The sequence below is a fragment of the Anaerobacillus sp. ABR4_321 genome (genome assembly GCF_056158505.1).
Genome location: NZ_JBSWTK010000001.1, coordinates 3753826 through 3769973 on the forward strand (window position 1 = coordinate 3753826; position 16148 = coordinate 3769973).

General features: G+C 44.0%; 20 protein-coding genes. 8 read left to right on the forward strand and 12 right to left on the reverse strand.

Features of this window, described 5'->3' with window-relative positions; translation table 11 throughout:
* The first annotated feature begins 28 nt into the window (after window positions 1-28).
* The 4 genes from ACXADT_RS19715 (at window position 29) to ACXADT_RS19730 (ending at window position 3119) form a co-directional block, all read left to right on the forward strand.
* Window positions 29-424, forward strand: a complete 396-nt coding sequence (locus ACXADT_RS19715) for an ion channel (RefSeq protein WP_474832480.1) — start codon at window positions 29-31, stop codon at window positions 422-424.
* A gap of 142 nt (window positions 425-566) precedes the next feature.
* On the forward strand, window positions 567-1811 hold the full coding sequence (locus ACXADT_RS19720; protein WP_474832481.1) for a YeeE/YedE family protein: 1245 nt from the start codon (window positions 567-569) through the stop codon (window positions 1809-1811).
* Between the two features lie 108 nt (window positions 1812-1919).
* Window positions 1920-2054: a hypothetical protein gene (locus tag ACXADT_RS19725; protein WP_270180981.1), complete on the forward strand. Its 135-nt coding sequence runs from the start codon at window positions 1920-1922 to the stop codon at window positions 2052-2054.
* Window positions 2055-2210: 156 nt separating this feature from the next.
* Window positions 2211-3119, forward strand: a complete 909-nt coding sequence (locus ACXADT_RS19730; protein ID WP_474832482.1) for a DMT family transporter — start codon at window positions 2211-2213, stop codon at window positions 3117-3119.
* Between the two features lie 52 nt (window positions 3120-3171).
* Here ACXADT_RS19730 and ACXADT_RS19735 read toward each other — a convergent pair whose 3' ends face one another.
* From ACXADT_RS19735 to ACXADT_RS19750, 4 genes are all read right to left on the reverse strand, one after another.
* Window positions 3172-3387 carry a hypothetical protein gene (locus ACXADT_RS19735; RefSeq protein WP_474832483.1) on the reverse strand — a complete coding sequence of 72 codons (216 nt, stop codon included), beginning with the start codon at window positions 3385-3387 and terminating at the stop codon, window positions 3172-3174.
* Between the two features lie 96 nt (window positions 3388-3483).
* Window positions 3484-4392: an EamA family transporter gene (locus ACXADT_RS19740; protein ID WP_474832484.1), complete on the reverse strand. Its 909-nt coding sequence runs from the start codon at window positions 4390-4392 to the stop codon at window positions 3484-3486.
* 81 nt (window positions 4393-4473) lie between these two features.
* Entirely contained in the window at window positions 4474-4917 is a 444-nt protein-coding gene (locus tag ACXADT_RS19745) for a helix-turn-helix domain-containing protein (RefSeq protein WP_474832485.1), read from the reverse strand.
* 493 nt (window positions 4918-5410) lie between these two features.
* Entirely contained in the window at window positions 5411-6283 is an 873-nt protein-coding gene (locus ACXADT_RS19750; protein WP_474832486.1) for a TetR/AcrR family transcriptional regulator, read from the reverse strand.
* A 238-nt stretch (window positions 6284-6521) separates the two neighbouring features.
* Here ACXADT_RS19750 and ACXADT_RS19755 point away from each other — a divergent pair, with 238 nt between their 5' ends.
* Entirely contained in the window at window positions 6522-9572 is a 3051-nt protein-coding gene (locus ACXADT_RS19755) for an efflux RND transporter permease subunit (RefSeq protein ID WP_474832487.1), read from the forward strand.
* A gap of 59 nt (window positions 9573-9631) precedes the next feature.
* Here ACXADT_RS19755 and ACXADT_RS19760 read toward each other — a convergent pair whose 3' ends face one another.
* Window positions 9632-9835 (reverse strand): hypothetical protein, encoded by a 204-nt coding sequence (locus tag ACXADT_RS19760; protein ID WP_270180974.1) that lies wholly within the window; start codon window positions 9833-9835, stop codon window positions 9632-9634.
* Window positions 9836-10160: 325 nt separating this feature from the next.
* On the opposite strand from ACXADT_RS19760, the gene ACXADT_RS19765 reads away from it, so the two are divergent.
* Window positions 10161-11339, forward strand: coding sequence for a S8 family peptidase (locus ACXADT_RS19765; RefSeq protein WP_474832488.1), 1179 nt, complete (start codon window positions 10161-10163; stop codon window positions 11337-11339).
* A gap of 115 nt (window positions 11340-11454) precedes the next feature.
* Here the strand turns inward: ACXADT_RS19765 and ACXADT_RS19770 are convergent, their stop codons facing one another.
* From ACXADT_RS19770 to ACXADT_RS19790, 5 genes are all read right to left on the reverse strand, one after another.
* A complete protein-coding gene (locus ACXADT_RS19770; protein ID WP_474832489.1) occupies window positions 11455-12036 on the reverse strand; it encodes a cell wall hydrolase in 582 nt (193 codons plus the stop codon).
* Between the two features lie 137 nt (window positions 12037-12173).
* A complete protein-coding gene (locus ACXADT_RS19775; RefSeq protein ID WP_270180971.1) occupies window positions 12174-12476 on the reverse strand; it encodes a DUF4306 domain-containing protein in 303 nt (100 codons plus the stop codon).
* Window positions 12477-12493: 17 nt separating this feature from the next.
* On the reverse strand, window positions 12494-12793 hold the full coding sequence (locus tag ACXADT_RS19780; protein WP_474832490.1) for a hypothetical protein: 300 nt from the start codon (window positions 12791-12793) through the stop codon (window positions 12494-12496).
* A 35-nt stretch (window positions 12794-12828) separates the two neighbouring features.
* Complete coding sequence (locus ACXADT_RS19785) at window positions 12829-13281, reverse strand: helix-turn-helix domain-containing protein (RefSeq protein ID WP_270180969.1); 453 nt, start codon at window positions 13279-13281, stop codon at window positions 12829-12831.
* Between the two features lie 158 nt (window positions 13282-13439).
* A complete protein-coding gene (locus tag ACXADT_RS19790; RefSeq protein ID WP_474832491.1) occupies window positions 13440-14282 on the reverse strand; it encodes a nucleotidyltransferase in 843 nt (280 codons plus the stop codon).
* A 220-nt stretch (window positions 14283-14502) separates the two neighbouring features.
* On the opposite strand from ACXADT_RS19790, the gene ACXADT_RS19795 reads away from it, so the two are divergent.
* Complete coding sequence (locus tag ACXADT_RS19795; protein WP_474832492.1) at window positions 14503-15096, forward strand: DUF6624 domain-containing protein; 594 nt, start codon at window positions 14503-14505, stop codon at window positions 15094-15096.
* Here ACXADT_RS19795 and ACXADT_RS19800 read toward each other — a convergent pair.
* Window positions 15093-15353, reverse strand: coding sequence for a hypothetical protein (locus tag ACXADT_RS19800; RefSeq protein WP_474832493.1), 261 nt, complete (start codon window positions 15351-15353; stop codon window positions 15093-15095). The genes ACXADT_RS19795 and ACXADT_RS19800 overlap by 4 nt on opposite strands.
* 28 nt (window positions 15354-15381) lie before the next feature.
* A complete protein-coding gene (locus ACXADT_RS19805; protein ID WP_474813461.1) occupies window positions 15382-15645 on the reverse strand; it encodes a hypothetical protein in 264 nt (87 codons plus the stop codon).
* A gap of 109 nt (window positions 15646-15754) precedes the next feature.
* On the opposite strand from ACXADT_RS19805, the gene ACXADT_RS19810 reads away from it, so the two are divergent.
* Complete coding sequence (locus ACXADT_RS19810) at window positions 15755-16126, forward strand: hypothetical protein (protein ID WP_474832494.1); 372 nt, start codon at window positions 15755-15757, stop codon at window positions 16124-16126.
* Window positions 16127-16148: the final 22 nt, after the last annotated feature.

Here is a 16148-nt window from a genome sequence, read left to right on the forward strand (position 1 = left end):
TAATTAAAAAGAGAACGGAGGTGAAATCATGTCGACATTTTTAATCGGAGCTACAATCGTTTTTATTGCAATCAATCTCTACTATTTCTTCACAAACAAAGCCTACCGTAAGAGCACGTTCAGTTCAGCTCTATTTCTTAAGCTCGTACTCGTTATGTTCAGTATGCTGGTAGGTTTTGCGCTGATTTATTATCTTCTTTCGCTTCAAAGCGTCATCTTAGTGCAAAATTTATCTTCTATGAAGCCGATCGATATTACCTTTATGAACTTGCTGTATTTCAGTGGTGAAACACTCGTTTCCGTTGGTTACGGTGACATGCTTCCGGTCGGGCCAGCACGCTTCTTTGCTATTCTAGAATCGATGCTTGGAATCCTATTACCAACCGCATACTTCATGAAGTCGCTAGACCTCTCGAAGAAATAGGGTGCCATGACGGTGCCTGGTACCACCCGCTTTTTGTCGAACACCTCGTTATAAGCGAAACGATTTACAAATCTGGTAAATCGTATTATGATACGTAAAGATTAATTCATACTAAACTTATAAGGATTGAGGTGTTTACTCAATGGAAGCAGCTGCAAACGTAAAGAAAAGACTATCAACAACGGTAGTAACACCGTTGAATCCTATACAGAAGCCGTTCGTTTCTTTAGGTATACTAGTTTCGATCATCCTGTTCACTGTGATCGTGATGACTGTTTCTTGGACACAAGGAGCGCTCTTTGTCATCGGGTTAGCGTTAGGGCTAACATTGTTACACGCACGGTTCGGCTTCACATCAGCATTTAGAAGATTAACATCTGTCGGAAACGTACAAGGGTTACAGGCACATCTATCGATGCTTGCCGTTGCGACGATACTATTTGGTATCATCCTTGCAACAGGATTTAGCTTCTCAGGAAACACACCAGCTGGATATGTGTTCCCTGTTGGTGTCAGCGTTGTATTCGGTTCTTTCATTTTCGGCATCGGAATGCAGCTTGGAAATGGCTGTGCTTCTGGAACCCTTTATAATGTTGGCGGCGGAAACGCACCGCTCTTCCTAACACTAATCGGTTTTATTGTCGGTTCAACAATTGGCGCACTACACTTTCCATGGTGGACGAGTGAAGCGATGCCGAGTCTCGGTGCGATTTCACTCGCTGAAACTACCGGATTTGGCTATGTTGGAGGTGTGCTATTTCAACTTGCGATCTTTGCAGGAATCTACGGCATTACTGTTCAAATCGCACGGAAGAAGAATCCTCCTAGCATGAAGCCACTTCCTACGACGACAGGTATCAAGAAGCTCTTCCGAGGCTCATGGCCACTACTTGTTGCGGCGATCGTGTTAGCAGTACTAAATGCGTTAACACTAGCGGTTCGAGGAAACCCATGGGGCATCACATCAGCATTCGCTCTCTGGGGATCAAAAGTACTCATGTTCTTTGGTGTCGACGTAAGCAGCTGGGGATACTGGGCTGGACGTACGCAGCAGCTAACGGATTCTGTGCTGTTCGACTCTACAAGCGTGATGAACTTCGGTATCATCCTTGGCGCATTTATCGCAGCAACGTCGCAAGGAACGTTCAAGCTAAAAGCGTTCACCCCTGGCGTGACGATGGCGGCATTGATCGGTGGTGTTATGATGGGATATGGCGCTCGCCTTGCATTCGGTTGTAACATCGGAGCTTACTTCGGAGGTATCGCATCGATGAGCCTACACGGATGGGTATGGATGATCATGGCACTTGCCGGGACTTACCTTGCCCTCTTCATAAGGCCGTTGTTTGGGTTGTCGAATCCAAGTCCAAAAGATTCGATCTGTTAACTTCACGGTGCCCTTCACAGTGCCTGTCACCACCCGGTTTTTGTCACAATTTGCGTATGTTCATCTCATCTTGGGTCATCCTAATCTTTAGAGGTGATCCTTGTGAAATTGAATAAGAAAAAATACGCAAATCAACCAGGTGCGATGAAAAAGTCTTACACGAACGAAGTTGACTTAGTCGACAACACGAATGAACAAAAAAACCAAGAAGGTCGACTTGCAAACACTAAAAAGAACAACTAACAAACGAAAGGCATAGCCAAACGAAGGCTATGCCTTTTCTATGTAAATCGATTCAAATTGATCTATACCATAAACTAAAAAAAGCTATCACAATAATATAAACTTCTAGGCGATTCCTATGTTAGAATGAATGGATTAAAGATTGGAGGGATGTTGATGGAACAAAAATCAGCTTGGTTATTGATCGCAATCGGTGCTTCACTTTGGGGGATTATCGGCGTATTCGTTACATATCTTTATGAACTTGGCTTTACGCCGATTCAGGTGGTTGCGATCAGGGTGTTAACAGCTGCCATCTTCATGTCCTCTTACGTTTTATTTAAAAATCGGAAATTATTCAACATAAGGTTGAAGGATAGTCGATACTTCATCGGAACCGGAATCATCAGCATCGTGCTCTTCAACTGGTGCTTGTTCAGTTCGATGGAAGAATCATCGATCTCGATCGCGTTCATCTTACTTTATACTGCACCAGCTTTCGTTACGATTTTATCACGCTTGCTTTTCAAAGAAGCACTGACGCCTCGGAAGGTGACGGCACTCTTGATCACTCTTGTCGGATGCTCACTCGTCATCGGAATTTTCTCAAGTTCATCTTCATCCATCTCACTCTATGGACTCATCCTTGGACTTGGCTCAGGCTTTTTCTACGCTCTGTACAGCATATTCGGTAAGTTCGCTCTGAATAAGTATGACTCGTTAACCGTAACGGTGTACACGTTTCTTTTTGCTACGGTCGCCATCGTGCCTTTTAGCGGATTAGGATCAAAGATCGCTATGTTCACCAATCTAAACGTACTAGGCCTCATTATCGGGCTTGGCTTTCTCTCAACGATGCTCCCGTTCATCTTTTATACGAAAGGCTTACAGCACGTGGAATCGAGCCGTGCTTCCATCATCGCGACGGTTGAACCAGTCGTCGCTTCGCTCGTCGGCTTCTTTATCTTCAACGAAACACTCTCGATGTGGCAATACATTGGGATGATCATGGTCATCAGCTCCGTCATTATCGTGCAGGAATCAAAGAAACAAAGCGCACCTCTCTATCACAACGCAGCTCAATAAAAAAAGAGCTTGAATGCATACCTGCATATCAAGCTCTTTTTTTATCATACGTTTACGTTTGACCGAAAGTAACCACGAGAAACAAAAGTCCCATCGTAATCAACACTAATAAACTCACAATAAACGTAACAACAGAAGCGAACATATACTTTCTTTTATTCGAATAATAAATCGCACTCGCGATCGCCACCAGAAAAAAGATTGGCGAAATCATAAAACCATACGAAAACATAGTTAACAAGGCGATTAATAAAAACAATAAAGGCACACCGTCTCAACTCCTATAACCCCACTTCCACCTAAGTCTACCATAAAAAAAGAGCGCCAACTTTTCAGAAAGGATCTTCTTCATTCAATGAGACGTCTACTTACTCAGAGCCGAACTAAAGCGCTGCTTACGATTCTCCACTTCGGATTCTTTGGAATAAAGAATTAATATCCCGATCCCTACCAATAAGAAAGAGATGCCCACCCATGACGTTAGAGCAAGGCTTTCTCCAAGAACGAACACGCCCAACAAGGCAGCCGTGAGGGGTTCACCCAATGCCAGGGTAACGGCCGTTGATGATGGGACGTTTACCATTCCCCTCGCAAACAAGAAATAGGCAAGGCCGGTTGCGATGATGCCGAGATGAAGACTAACAGCCATCCCATTTCCTTCCGTGATCCACGATAAGTCATAGAGAAACAATAATGGCGATAGGAAGATCGCGCTAAGCGAAAAAACTACGGCGACGATGGATAATGACGACTGGTTTTCGACTAGTTTTCTGCTAACTAGCGTATAACTCGCAAAAGAGAGCCCTGCCACCAACGCCATCGCAATCCCGTATGGGTCGACCACGACTGCTTCTTTATTGATGAAAAGCATACAGCACCCGACGATCGAAAGGATCGTCGAATACCACCATACTCGTGCGGGACTTTTTTTAAAAAAGAGCCACTCGATTAACCCGGACAAAATTGGCGCACTCCCGATCGCAATGACCGTTCCGATCGCGACACCCGTCAACGTTACAGCGGAGAAAAAGAATGGTTGGTAACAAGCCATGCAAAGGGAAGCGAGCACCGTTTCTTTTATAGGCCAATTTTTTATTCTTAACTTACCGAAAAGAAGAACGATCAAAAGTAATGGGAGCCCGCCTAACGCTAAGCGGACGGCACCGATTACGACAGGATGCGCCGTTTCAGGAGCAAACGACTGTGCCGTTCCCGTTGTTCCCCACAAGATAGCCGCTAATAAAACTAAAAAAGGTGCGACCTTTTTTTCCATAACGATCACCTCAATAAAAAGACCTTAAACCCATTTTAGATGAATCAGTCTCGCTCATCTTTACTGAGTTTAAGGTTCTTTTTATCCATTCTTCATACTTCTGTACGTTTGTGGAGTAATGCCTTCTTGCTTTACGAACCATCGTGTAAAAGAAGAAGCGTTCTCAAAACCGATCTCCTGGCTTACATATGTGATCGTCCAGGACGTGTTCATTAATAATTTCTTCGCTTCCTTCAAACGTAACTCCGCTATATAGCGCTTCGGGCTCTTCCCCGTTTTCTGTTTGAACCACGCTGAATAATAAGTGGGGTGATAGCGTTCGATTGCAGCTAACGTTTCTAAGCTGATGGACTCTTTGTAATGCCGATGAATATAGTCGACCGATGGGGGGGTAGCGCTCTTCAATTTATTGGCCACATATCTCGTTAGATCTCTTAGTGCTGCTGAATCGTTTTGTTTATTCCGGATTTCCTCTAATAACAAGAAACGAATCGACGTCCACTGCTCATCCATTGGGACATACATACTTTCTGTCTCCCACAGTAAAAAGTCCGTCGGGATATCTAAAATTAAAAATTCATTTCTCACCGATGAACGAAATTCATGATTATACGACGGTGGAAGGTAAAAACAATGATCAGGAGTGAGGTGTAAACCTTGGTGTTTTGTCGAGATGTCTAAAGAGCCACTCAAAGGAAATAGAAATTGACCAAAGTCATGTTTGTGAGATGTCATATCACTAGAATACGACCGTTTATCACAGACCACCTTGTTCGCTCTCAGCACCTGCATCCCCTCCTCTCTTCGCTTCTGGCCAGAAGAATTCTCTCATTTAAGATTCATTGTAAAGAAGGAACAGGGCCTTTGACAACTAGTATTTCTTCCAGCATGGTGCCTGTCACTCCCCGTCTTTTGTCACTATTTGTCACATCCTTCTCCAAACAAAAAAGCCACCTTCTCTCATTTACAGAGTGAGGTATGGCTTTTTTCATTCCATTCTTGATGTAAATTCCTCTTTCTAAGGTAGAAGCTGCTCTTCTAATGCTTCAGCTTCAGCTTTTAATTCTACTTCCTCTTTCAACAGTTGAAACAAGCCTTTCATCACAAGCTCATCCGGTTTTGATTTTCTTGATTCCTCCGAGATCCGATCGATCACATCTAGATAGTAATCTCCGTTCAACGAATGGACCTTATCGTATACCGCTTTCCACGCTTCCTCTCTTTTCCCGAACGATGTGAACGCACCTTCACGATCCATTCCAACTGAGAACGGTCGCATCATCTCATCATCAAGAAGAGGGTGACTGTTTCCTGAAAGAAAATCGTTCGCAAGAATATCGATCTGACGGACGATGTGCTGCCCAAGCTCCTCTGGACCGATTGGGCTTTCAGTAGAAATCATCAATCCTGTATAAGAGGTATAGATCGACTGCGTCATCCACATCAAGTCCCATTTATAAGGTGAAATCTGATCACCATATAAGTCGAGCAAATTTCTCTCAAGCCAGCTGAACAGCCTTCCTCTCATGCGGTGCGCCATGCTCTCTAACTTTTCACTACTCTGAGCGGTTTCCCCTCGCATGTGCATTTTCATATAAGACTTGTATTCGAGTATCCCTTCGAACTGCACTTGAAATTGTTTCGCAAACCGCTCATATGGAGGGAGATCATTAAGCCCAATCACAAACGCTCGCTCGAAGACAAGTTGCTGATAATGCTCGTAAATCGAAATGATCAAATCTTCCTTCGATGGAAAAAATGAATACAGTGAGCCTTTCGAAATTCCAACGCTATCAGCAATTTGCTGCATGGATGTATGTGTATAGCCCTTCGCTCCGATGAGCTCAACGGCTGCTTCTAGAATCGCTTTCCTTTTATCCAATTGTTTCACCTCGTTGTTCTCTTTCACGCCACGACATTGACCTAAATTATAACGTCTCTTCCCTGAAAGAGCGAATTCAAATCTGTTATTCCCTTTTCGAGGAGCACATTCATTTCTTGACATCTCCTATTATCTAAGTAAAATGACTAGTGAGTCAAGAAGTTCAAAAGTTTATTTGTAGGTATAGAAAGGGTATACAAAACATCATATTGACCAATCGGTCGGAACAAATTAGAGGAGGCCCCAAATGCTAAAGTGGATTCTACAACGATCAAAGCTATTCATCATATTCATCCTATTATTCGTTATCGTTGGTGTATTTACATTTATTCAACTGCCCCAGCGTGAAATCCCAGAAACGACCATTAACATCGGAACGGTGAACACCATCTACCCAGGTGCTACAGTCGATACGGTGGAACGCTCGATTACAAACCCGATCGAATCATCGATCAGTTCGATCGATGGCATCGCTGAAATCACCTCATCATCAGCAGCCGGTTTTTCTACCATCGTGGTAGAAGTGGCAGAGGGTGAAAGCAAGAAAGAAGTGTTTAGCGATGTTCGACAAGCGGTCTCAGACGCATCCACCTCTTTTCCTGAAGATGCTTTTGAGCCAGAAGTAAACGAATCAACGGCGAAGATGCCGATCGTTTCCTATCATCTAACGAGTGATAATCGAGAAAACCTCCTTTCCATGCAGGAAGAGTTGAACCGCTGGAAAGATGAAGTAAGTGAACTTTCAGGTGTGTCTGGCGTAACGATCAAAGGGCTGCCTGAAGAACAAATCGAAATCGAATTAAGACAGGACGATTTGAAAGAATCAGGACTCACTGTCATCGATGTTCAAAACGCGATCAATAATGAATACTACCCTACCCCTCTTGGTAAACAGGAAATGGACGATGAACTCGTTCAACTTTCTGTCGAAAACTTCGATTCTCTTGACCAAATGGAAGAACTTTTTGTAGGGAAAAATCCCGCTGGCGACTCTGTCTTTTTAAAGGACATCGCGAGCGTCGAAGTGAAACCAAAAGAACTGACAGATATCATCACATATGAAGGAAAACCTTCTGTCTCGTTCACAGCGTATGTCGAGCAAGGCGAAGACATCCCGACTGTCGATGAACGCGTGAGCGAAAAAGTAGACGAGCTTGCGAATGGGTTACCCTCTAACGTTGAATTAGAACCCTATTATTCTCAAGCATCGATCGTGAACGACATTTTTGATGGGCTCTTCCTATCACTTGCAATTTCGGTACTCGCCGTTATCGTCGCGACATCATTAGGACTATCAGGATCAGGCGCACTCGTTGTCGCACTAGCTGTTCCGATCTCTGTCTTGATGGGCTTCATACCGCTGCCATTTGCTGAAGTTGACCTTAACCAGATCTCAGTGATCGGGTTGATTATCGCACTCGGTATCATCGTAGATGACTCCATCGTGATCAACGACAACATTCAGCGAAGGTACAAGCTAGGTGATAAAGGGATGATGGGTGCTGTTAACGGCGTAAAAGAAATCTGGGTGTCGATCGTGACATCTTCCCTTGCGATCGTCTTTACGTTTTTACCACTCATTTTCTTATCAGGCGGAAACGGTGCATTCATTCGCGCATTGCCGACCGTTCTGATTACAACGATTATTGCATCAACAATCGTCGCGCTTGTTTTCGTACCGATTCTCAGGTACTTCTTAAGCCGCAGGTCCAAGAAGCCGATGTCAGAGGCACCAGGTCTTTTAGGGAAACCACTTAACAAATTAGCTGACGTGTATGCAGATAAATTACTTAAGAAGTTTTCTAAAAAACCGATTCTCGTTTCGATCTTAGGGCTCTTGTTCACGACAGCGATCTTCGGGTTAGTTGTATTAACACCGTTTGAATTCTTCCCTGCAGCAGATAAGGAAGAAGTAACGGTCGACATCACGCTGCCAATCGGAACACCGATTGAAGAAACGCATGAAACACTTCAGGAAATCGAGGAACGCCTAAAAACAGATGATGGCGTTTATGAAACGAGCGTCTTCACAGGGACAGGAACGCCGGGACTTTTCAATAGCTCCCTAAGCAACACTGGAGAAAACACCGGTCAGATCGTGGCGCGGGTCGATCGTGAAAATCAAACGACCCAGGGACTAATAGACGATTGGACAGATACCCTTCGAGAGGAGTTCCCTGATGCTGAAATTTTCATGGAGACGATTCAACAAGGACCACCAGTTGGTGCACCAGTTACCGTCACCGTTTCAGGTCCTGAAATCGAGAAGCTCATCGATCTTAGAGATACATTAACGACCGAAATCGAGAACCTTGAAACTGACCTTGTGGTAGACAATGTTGGCGAATTCGAACCTTCACTCGACTATGTGCCAGATCGTGACGCTCTTGAAGAGACCGGCATATCGGTCAATCAGATCAGCCAGCAGCTGCGACTTGCAACGGCAGGTATTCCGTTAAAAGCGTTCGATAATGGGGTTGTAAAACGAGATATGACGATCGTCCTTGAAGGGGACGAAATCGATCTAACAGAGTTAGAGGTTCCAGCCGCTTCTACAGGCGGTCCACCTGAACTCATCGCACTCGATGAACTCGTAACAACGGAACGAAATGAAAAGCTTCAAGTTATCCCTCATAAAGATGGAGAACGTGCGATCACGCTTCGAGCGTTTCCGGAGAATGAAGAAAATTATGAAGCGAATGTGAAGGAAATCGTAGAGGAGCAGCGTGATGGCCTAGGAGCTGACTACAGCATCACACTCGGTGGTGAAAATGAAGCACAAAGTGATTTCTTCTCAGAAATTACCGTTCTCTTCATTATCGTTCTATTCCTTGTGTATCTGTTGATCGCTCTTCAATTCAACTCACTTTCACTACCGTTCCTAGTACTCGTTGCGGTGTATCTCGCCATTGCAGGTGCGATTCTCGGCCTGTTTGTTACACAGACTCCGATCAGTTTCCTCGGTGTCATGGGAATGGTATCCCTCACAGGAATCGTTGTACGAAATTCGGTCGTATTGATTGAATTTATCGAGCAAGCATTGAAGAAAGGCATGGATGTAAAAGAAGCTGTCATCGAATCCGGACGCGTTCGCTTACGCCCGATCTTACTTACAGCGATCACGTCGATCGTTGCACTGATTCCAGTTGCCGTATCTGGTGACGCACTCTTTACACCACTTGCCGTTACCATCATTTCCGGTATCCTGTTCTCAGCTATTCTTACGCTGATCATGGTGCCGATGCTCTACCTCGTTTTCTATCGTTTGAGAAGACGGAAAACGGCGCGAGAGATGTAAACTCATTATTATAGAAAAGCCTGAGGAGATGATCCTCAGGCTTTTAAGTATGTACGTATCTATTCACGATCCATACTAAGATTTCTTCTATGATTGGAGTGAATAACTAGATCTCCTACGCCCATCGCGATCAGTCCATTCAACACGCCAAACGAAGGTGCAACCATCAGACCACTTCCACTAAAAAAGCTTAGTAGCAGCATGATTGCACATCCAACGGTAACAACGATCCCTAAACAATATAAGAGTTGTCCTACAAACATATGACTTCCTCCTTTAACAAAACCTTTCTTTCCAACTCCACTATTGTTCCAAATTTCCCTGAAGAACACCAGTTCAATTTTTATTATAATCACCATATTCATCCATAAATTACTCACCCAAACTTCACCCCCAGAAAGAAAAAAGCGCAAGACTTTCGAACCACAGCCTCATTACTTTGAACTACAAAGTTTCCATAACTTTGATGATGAACTAGTTATTAATCATCATCTTCTTAGAACACGGAAGGGCTTTGTAGAAATTTGTTGAATCCTCTCCCTAACCCGGGTGAACCTTCCGGGAATCAATTAGAGGAGTGATCGAAACATGTTAAAGCAAGTCGCTGCACTCGCAACATCTGCAACTCTACTCTTTTCAGTAGCACTACCAGCATCAGCTGCGGAAACGGAAGGAAAGGAAAAGCCGTTTACGTATTCAAGCAAACAACAAGTTGCGCCACAAGAATTGATCGTCCATTTTAATAAATCAGTCAATTCTACATATGCAAAGGAAATCGTTAAAAAAGCGGGCGGAAATGTTATCGAAACAACCGATGACTTCTTTGTTGTAAAAGTGAACGGAAACGCAGCTCAAGCAATTAAAGCGCTAGAAAAGAACCCTCACGTTGACTATGCTGAAGAGAACTCCATGTTCCATGTGAGCTATACACCTAACGATCCATTCTTTAGTTCAGAACAATATGCACCACAAAAAGTAAAAGCACCCGCAGCATGGGACGTTTCTCAAAGCTCATCTTCAGTCAAAATTGCGGTCATCGATACTGGAGTTGATTACAACCACCCTGATCTATCAGGAAAAGTCATCAAAGGATATGACTTTGCCGACAACGACAATGACCCGATGGATGAGCACTACCACGGAACGCACGTATCCGGAATTGCCGCAGCAAACACAAATAACGGCATCGGAATCGCTGGTTTAGCTCCAAAAGCTTCTATCCTAGCTGTGCGTGTTTTAGATGAAAGTGGAAGCGGCTCTCTCGATGACGTTGCACAGGGAATCCGCTATTCAGCAGATCAAGGTGCACAGGTTATCAACTTAAGCCTCGGTGGAATCCTTGGATCTCAAACGCTTAAGGACGCAGTGAACTACGCTTGGAACAAGGGCTCTGTCGTGGTAGCAGCAGCTGGTAACGAAAGTACGCCGAAACCAAGCTATCCTGCTTACTACTCGAATGCGATTGCAGTAGCAGCGACCGACCAAAACGATATGATCGCATACTACTCAAACTACGGAACATGGGTGGATATCGCTGCACCTGGTTCTAGCGTTTACTCTACTATGCCTGGCAATAGCTATGACAACCTTTCTGGTACGTCGATGGCATCACCAGTCGTGGCAGGTGTTGCTGGACTCCTCGCATCTCAAGGACGCAGCGCTTCAGAAATCCGCACTGCTCTTGAAGAAACAGCTGATACCGTGACTGGAACGGGTACATTATTCCAAAACGGACGCGTTAATGCTGAAGGTGCGGTCAATTACTAATTGGTAAAACTTCGAGGGTGCCATCGTCTGGCACCCTTTTTCTTTAATATGATCGTCATTTCTTTAGCAACCATAAAAAAGCAAGTCCCCATGAAGAGGACTTGCTCTACCTTAATTATCTTAAGAACACATGGTTCCCAATAACTGTCGTAACTTCTTTGCCTTCTAAATAGCTACTTTGAGCTTTATCAGGGTTATAAAAGAAAAGTGATTCTCTATCATATCCTTGATAAGCGAGCGCTTCTTTTACTGCGCGCTTGGACTCATCGCCTGCTGGTTGCTTGATCGTACCGTTCAATACCGGTGAAAACTGAATGCCATCATGGATGACACCATGAAGGGTATCTGGGAACTCATCGCTTTGAACACGGTTCAACACGACAGTCGCTACGGCGACTTTCCCTGCGTAGCTCTCTCCTTTAGCCTCAGCTTCTACGAGTCTAGCAAGAAGATCTGTTTCGTAGTCACTTGGCACGACTGGAAGCTCTAGCTCTTCTCCTGGATGAATCTCGTGCGTTGATTTATCGTTCATCGCCTGCAATTGCTTTGCAGGTACTCCGTAATTTGTTGCAATTTTATATAGTGATTCGCCCTTTTGGACGGTGTGTGTGTTTTCTTCGGCAGAACTTTGCGTTGGTAATGAGAATGCTAGAACGCAAGTTGCTGCGATTCCTGAGATCCACATTTTCTTAAACATGCGAAATCTACCTCCTAAAATCAGTCTAGTACCAAAGTAACACAGGAGGCGATCGCGTTTCATTATTAATTCTTTCCAGTCCTTCCAATGTAAAGAATAGTACGTGAAATGGGGCAAATAATCCAATTGCTACCAAGTCACGCTTGTTCTTTCGTTTTGCCTAGCAAACCTTTTACTAATAAAAACAAAACGACCAGTATCGCTAAAAATGAGACGGTGCAAACGATCGTTAAAAACGGTGAATACCGTAATGCGTAAAGATAATAGTCGATGAGGTAGATTTCGGAATGGTCCGTAACAGCGTCAGGCGTAAACACCACTTCCTCCCGCCATTGATCCGAAAACGGTAAGTAACTCGCCGTCCATGATGAAAGCCAAAAAGTATATCCGAAAATCACTACTAGCGGAAACAAAAGTAGAATATGAAATGTCTTTCTCATCACAGCCATCCCCCCATTCATCTTTTTTTCATATAAAATAGCCACCAAAACAAGATGTAGCAATAGATCGAAACAAGGACAAACGCCCATACTGCGCCATTATGTAACGAGTAAATCAAGTACTCTAATTCAGTTCCTTCCATTCGTGCGATCATATTGATCGAAAGCAGCAGCGCTAACACGACCAGTATGATTGCAATTGAAGAAAGTGCTACTAACTTCCTTTTAAAAATCATCCTCACTGACATTGCGATGGTCCCAATCATCGTTAAATAATAGATGATCCAGAACCAGACGGGTAGTGTTTCCCCACTCATAATCGACCACCTCCTTGTATGAACGACTCACCGGACTACCCGCTACTAAGTTCTTCTAACCGCTTCAATCCTTCTTCACGGTCAAATGAGCTAAACCAGCGAAAATGATCATCATCAAGAATTCGAAAGTGCTTACTGATTAGATTCTGCTGCAGAACATATCTCCCTTTCCTCTCCACATCTTTCCACCACACCTTACCGCCCATCGTTTTGTCTACTGGATGCTCGATCTTCTTATGAGCGATGAGCTTGATGACTTCAATAGGCTCATCTCCTAACACGTGCTGCAGTACCTCACTCTGATGAAAGAGTGAGCAAACGGCAACCGTCACCGTCCAGCTTGCTAGCGCCCGGTTTTTCTCGATTTGAACGAGCGTTTTCTTCGACGTTCCTAGAACCTCTGCCATCACGTCTTGAGAGTAGCCCTGCTCTTGCCTGATCAATCGTAACCTGTCAGAAACCAATTTCATTACTTCTTCTTTCGTCATCTTTACCACCCCGTTCCTTTTTTCACCTTTAGTGTAATATTACACCATTCGTGCGGTGCCTGTCACCACCCGGTTTCAGATTGCGGTGCCTGTCACCACCCGGTTTCGCTCGACCATTGTCGAAAGATGCAAAAAAGCTGCTCCACAAGGGAACAGCCTCACAACATTAGATGTTCTTCTCTATCACGATTATTCACTACCAGCCAACCTTCCGCTTCATTTATCATCCAGTCCCCGAACGTATTCAGAAACGAAAGAATCGCTTCTATCTCTTCCGTTGGGTTCACAGCGAAATGCAACGCTTTTCTCATCTCAGGCTCTTTTTCCGGATAATGCTTCGAGAACCGTTCGTATGCAGGGTACAAGTCTCTTGAATAAGTACGTTCCTGTTCGATGACGAAAGCGAACCCACAGCGAATGATCATTTTCATAACCCACACACAGCAATCTTTTACATCCTCAGGATCATCGTTCCCGACTAATTCCTCTTTCGCTTGGAGAACGATCGCCTTTATATGATAGATATGATCGTTCGCGAGCGCTTTGTCCGCCTTATACCGCGGTAACTGCTTCTGGAGGTTTTCTCCGTAGATGCAGATACTATGCGTTTTGATCATGAACGGAATGATTGCGAATCGACTCGTTTCTAGCACTTCTCCTAACGAAAACACGCTCATCTCCACACCGTTTACAAATGGAAAACGCTCGACTACATCCTGTTCAATATTGTGAACTAGACTCGAACTGAGCTTCTCTCCATCTGACACGGTAATGATGATCGTATCAAGATCTGACACCCCTTCGATTCCAAGGCCTCTTGGAACTGAACCTCTTACATAGATGCTGTGAACCTCACTACTAAAACTCGCTAAAACAGCTTCTCGATAATAGGATATCGCTTCCTTAAATGCTGGACTTACGTTTGCTAGTGATGAGGTATTGATGATCCTTGCTTCTTCATCAACACGGCATACATCACCGATTCTTCTCACTTCCTTCACGGCAGCACTCCTTTCTACCAATTCTATTATGTAACCTATTTGTTCCTCCTAGAAATTCCCCTTGCATTTCTTATCTTCTTTAACACAAAAAAACTCCTAACGATTCGAATTCCTACTATAGTGGTAGTGAAGACTAGTATAGTAAAGAATAGCTTGTATTCATTATACGATTCAAAAACGGGTATTGTTTCATAACCTTTTCTACCCAAGGAGGACAGTCATGCGGCGCAACATTATGAATGAACTTATACAGATGAAAGAACGTGACCTTGAAGTAAGAGAGCAGCTCTTGCGAGAAGGAGTTCTTTTCGAGGGATACCATATTGAAATGGAGAAAGTGCATATCGAAAACGGCCTTCGATTAACCAACATCATGGAAGAAATCGGCTGGCCGAACGAGGAGAAAGTCGGAAAGGAAGCCGCTGATGCTGCGTGGCTTATTCTTCAACACGCCATCAGCTTACCTCAGCTGCAGCGAAACGCACTTCCCATTCTTGAAAAAGAAATGAACGCAGGATACATCGAACCATTTCGCTTTGCTTATCTCTATGATCGGATTTTATTCTTCGAGGGAAAGCCTCAGCGCTACGGCACTCAATTCGATTGGGACGAAGAAGGCAACATGCGCCCATGGAAAATAGAGGATGAAGAAAGCATCGAACAAAGGCGAGCGGAAATCGGCCTTCCTCCGATGCAAGAAGAGCTCGAACGGATTCAGCATGAGCTAAAAGAAAACAACGTGTCACCCCCTTCTTCCATGAAGAAGCGCATGGCAGAAGTCCATGAATGGCGCGAACGAGTGGGTTGGCTTTAAACGATTAGAGTCCAAGCGAGGTAAAGAGAAATAAGCGCGACAGCAAACATAACCATGGACACGAGTCGACTGTGCCTCAGCTTGATGCCATACGTAATAAAGAAAATCGCTGCAGCAAGCTTTGCGATGCTCTGCAACGTACTAGAGAAAGCTGAACTGCTGAATACAATCGCCGTAAGGAACGTCACGATGATCACCACTTTAAACCAAAGCGGTTCTCTCATAAAAGATTTAAAAAACCATGTGATCCTTCCCATCATAACCTCCTCTTTAGGTTCACTTGTCTTATCCCATTATAGTCGAAAGAAACTGAAAGAATGTGAAACATCCGAATGAAGCGAGACTAAAGGACAGGACAGCAAGTGAAAGAAGCGGGTGCTGACTTCTTGGTTGAGAAAGATAGATAATGGAAAGTAAGATTCCAACGATAAACGATAGGACGAAAAGTCCATCGATCGCGAAAGAAAACTGAATGGTAGATCCAAACAATAAATTTAATAAGTAGATACTGTTTACGAGCAGTAAAAGAGTCAACACTGTTCGTTTCATCATAACCTCCTCAAACACGTCTTACTAATAAGGACGGATATAAGAAGATAAAGTTTCATCAAATACAATATGGTAATATCAGGGTAGGACACGATTGAGGTGAGGAGCTATGAAGAAAAAAGGATTTCTACTACTACGAAAATTATTGGTCGGAATAATTACGACAATTACCGCAACAGCACTTTTTGCAGGACTCAGTCAAACCGCTTTCTCGTTAGGAGAGTTCACCTCTGACTTTAAAAACTGGTTTCCATATTTCTTTTTGGGAATATTCCTTTATGGTGTGTGGGCGTCCATCCTTAGCGATTCCCTAGCAAGGTCCATGGCTTATACAACAAAAAAGCCTGAGTGGATTCTCTCGTTCATCATTCACTTTTTAGCAGGTACCGTTCTCGGGGCAGCCAGCCTCATTTCTGCAATCGTATTTTTTATCATCGATCGCGTTGTTCAACGAAGATGGCACGCTAAATTCGCGAAATAAGAAAAAAGGGGCTCTTCCTTAA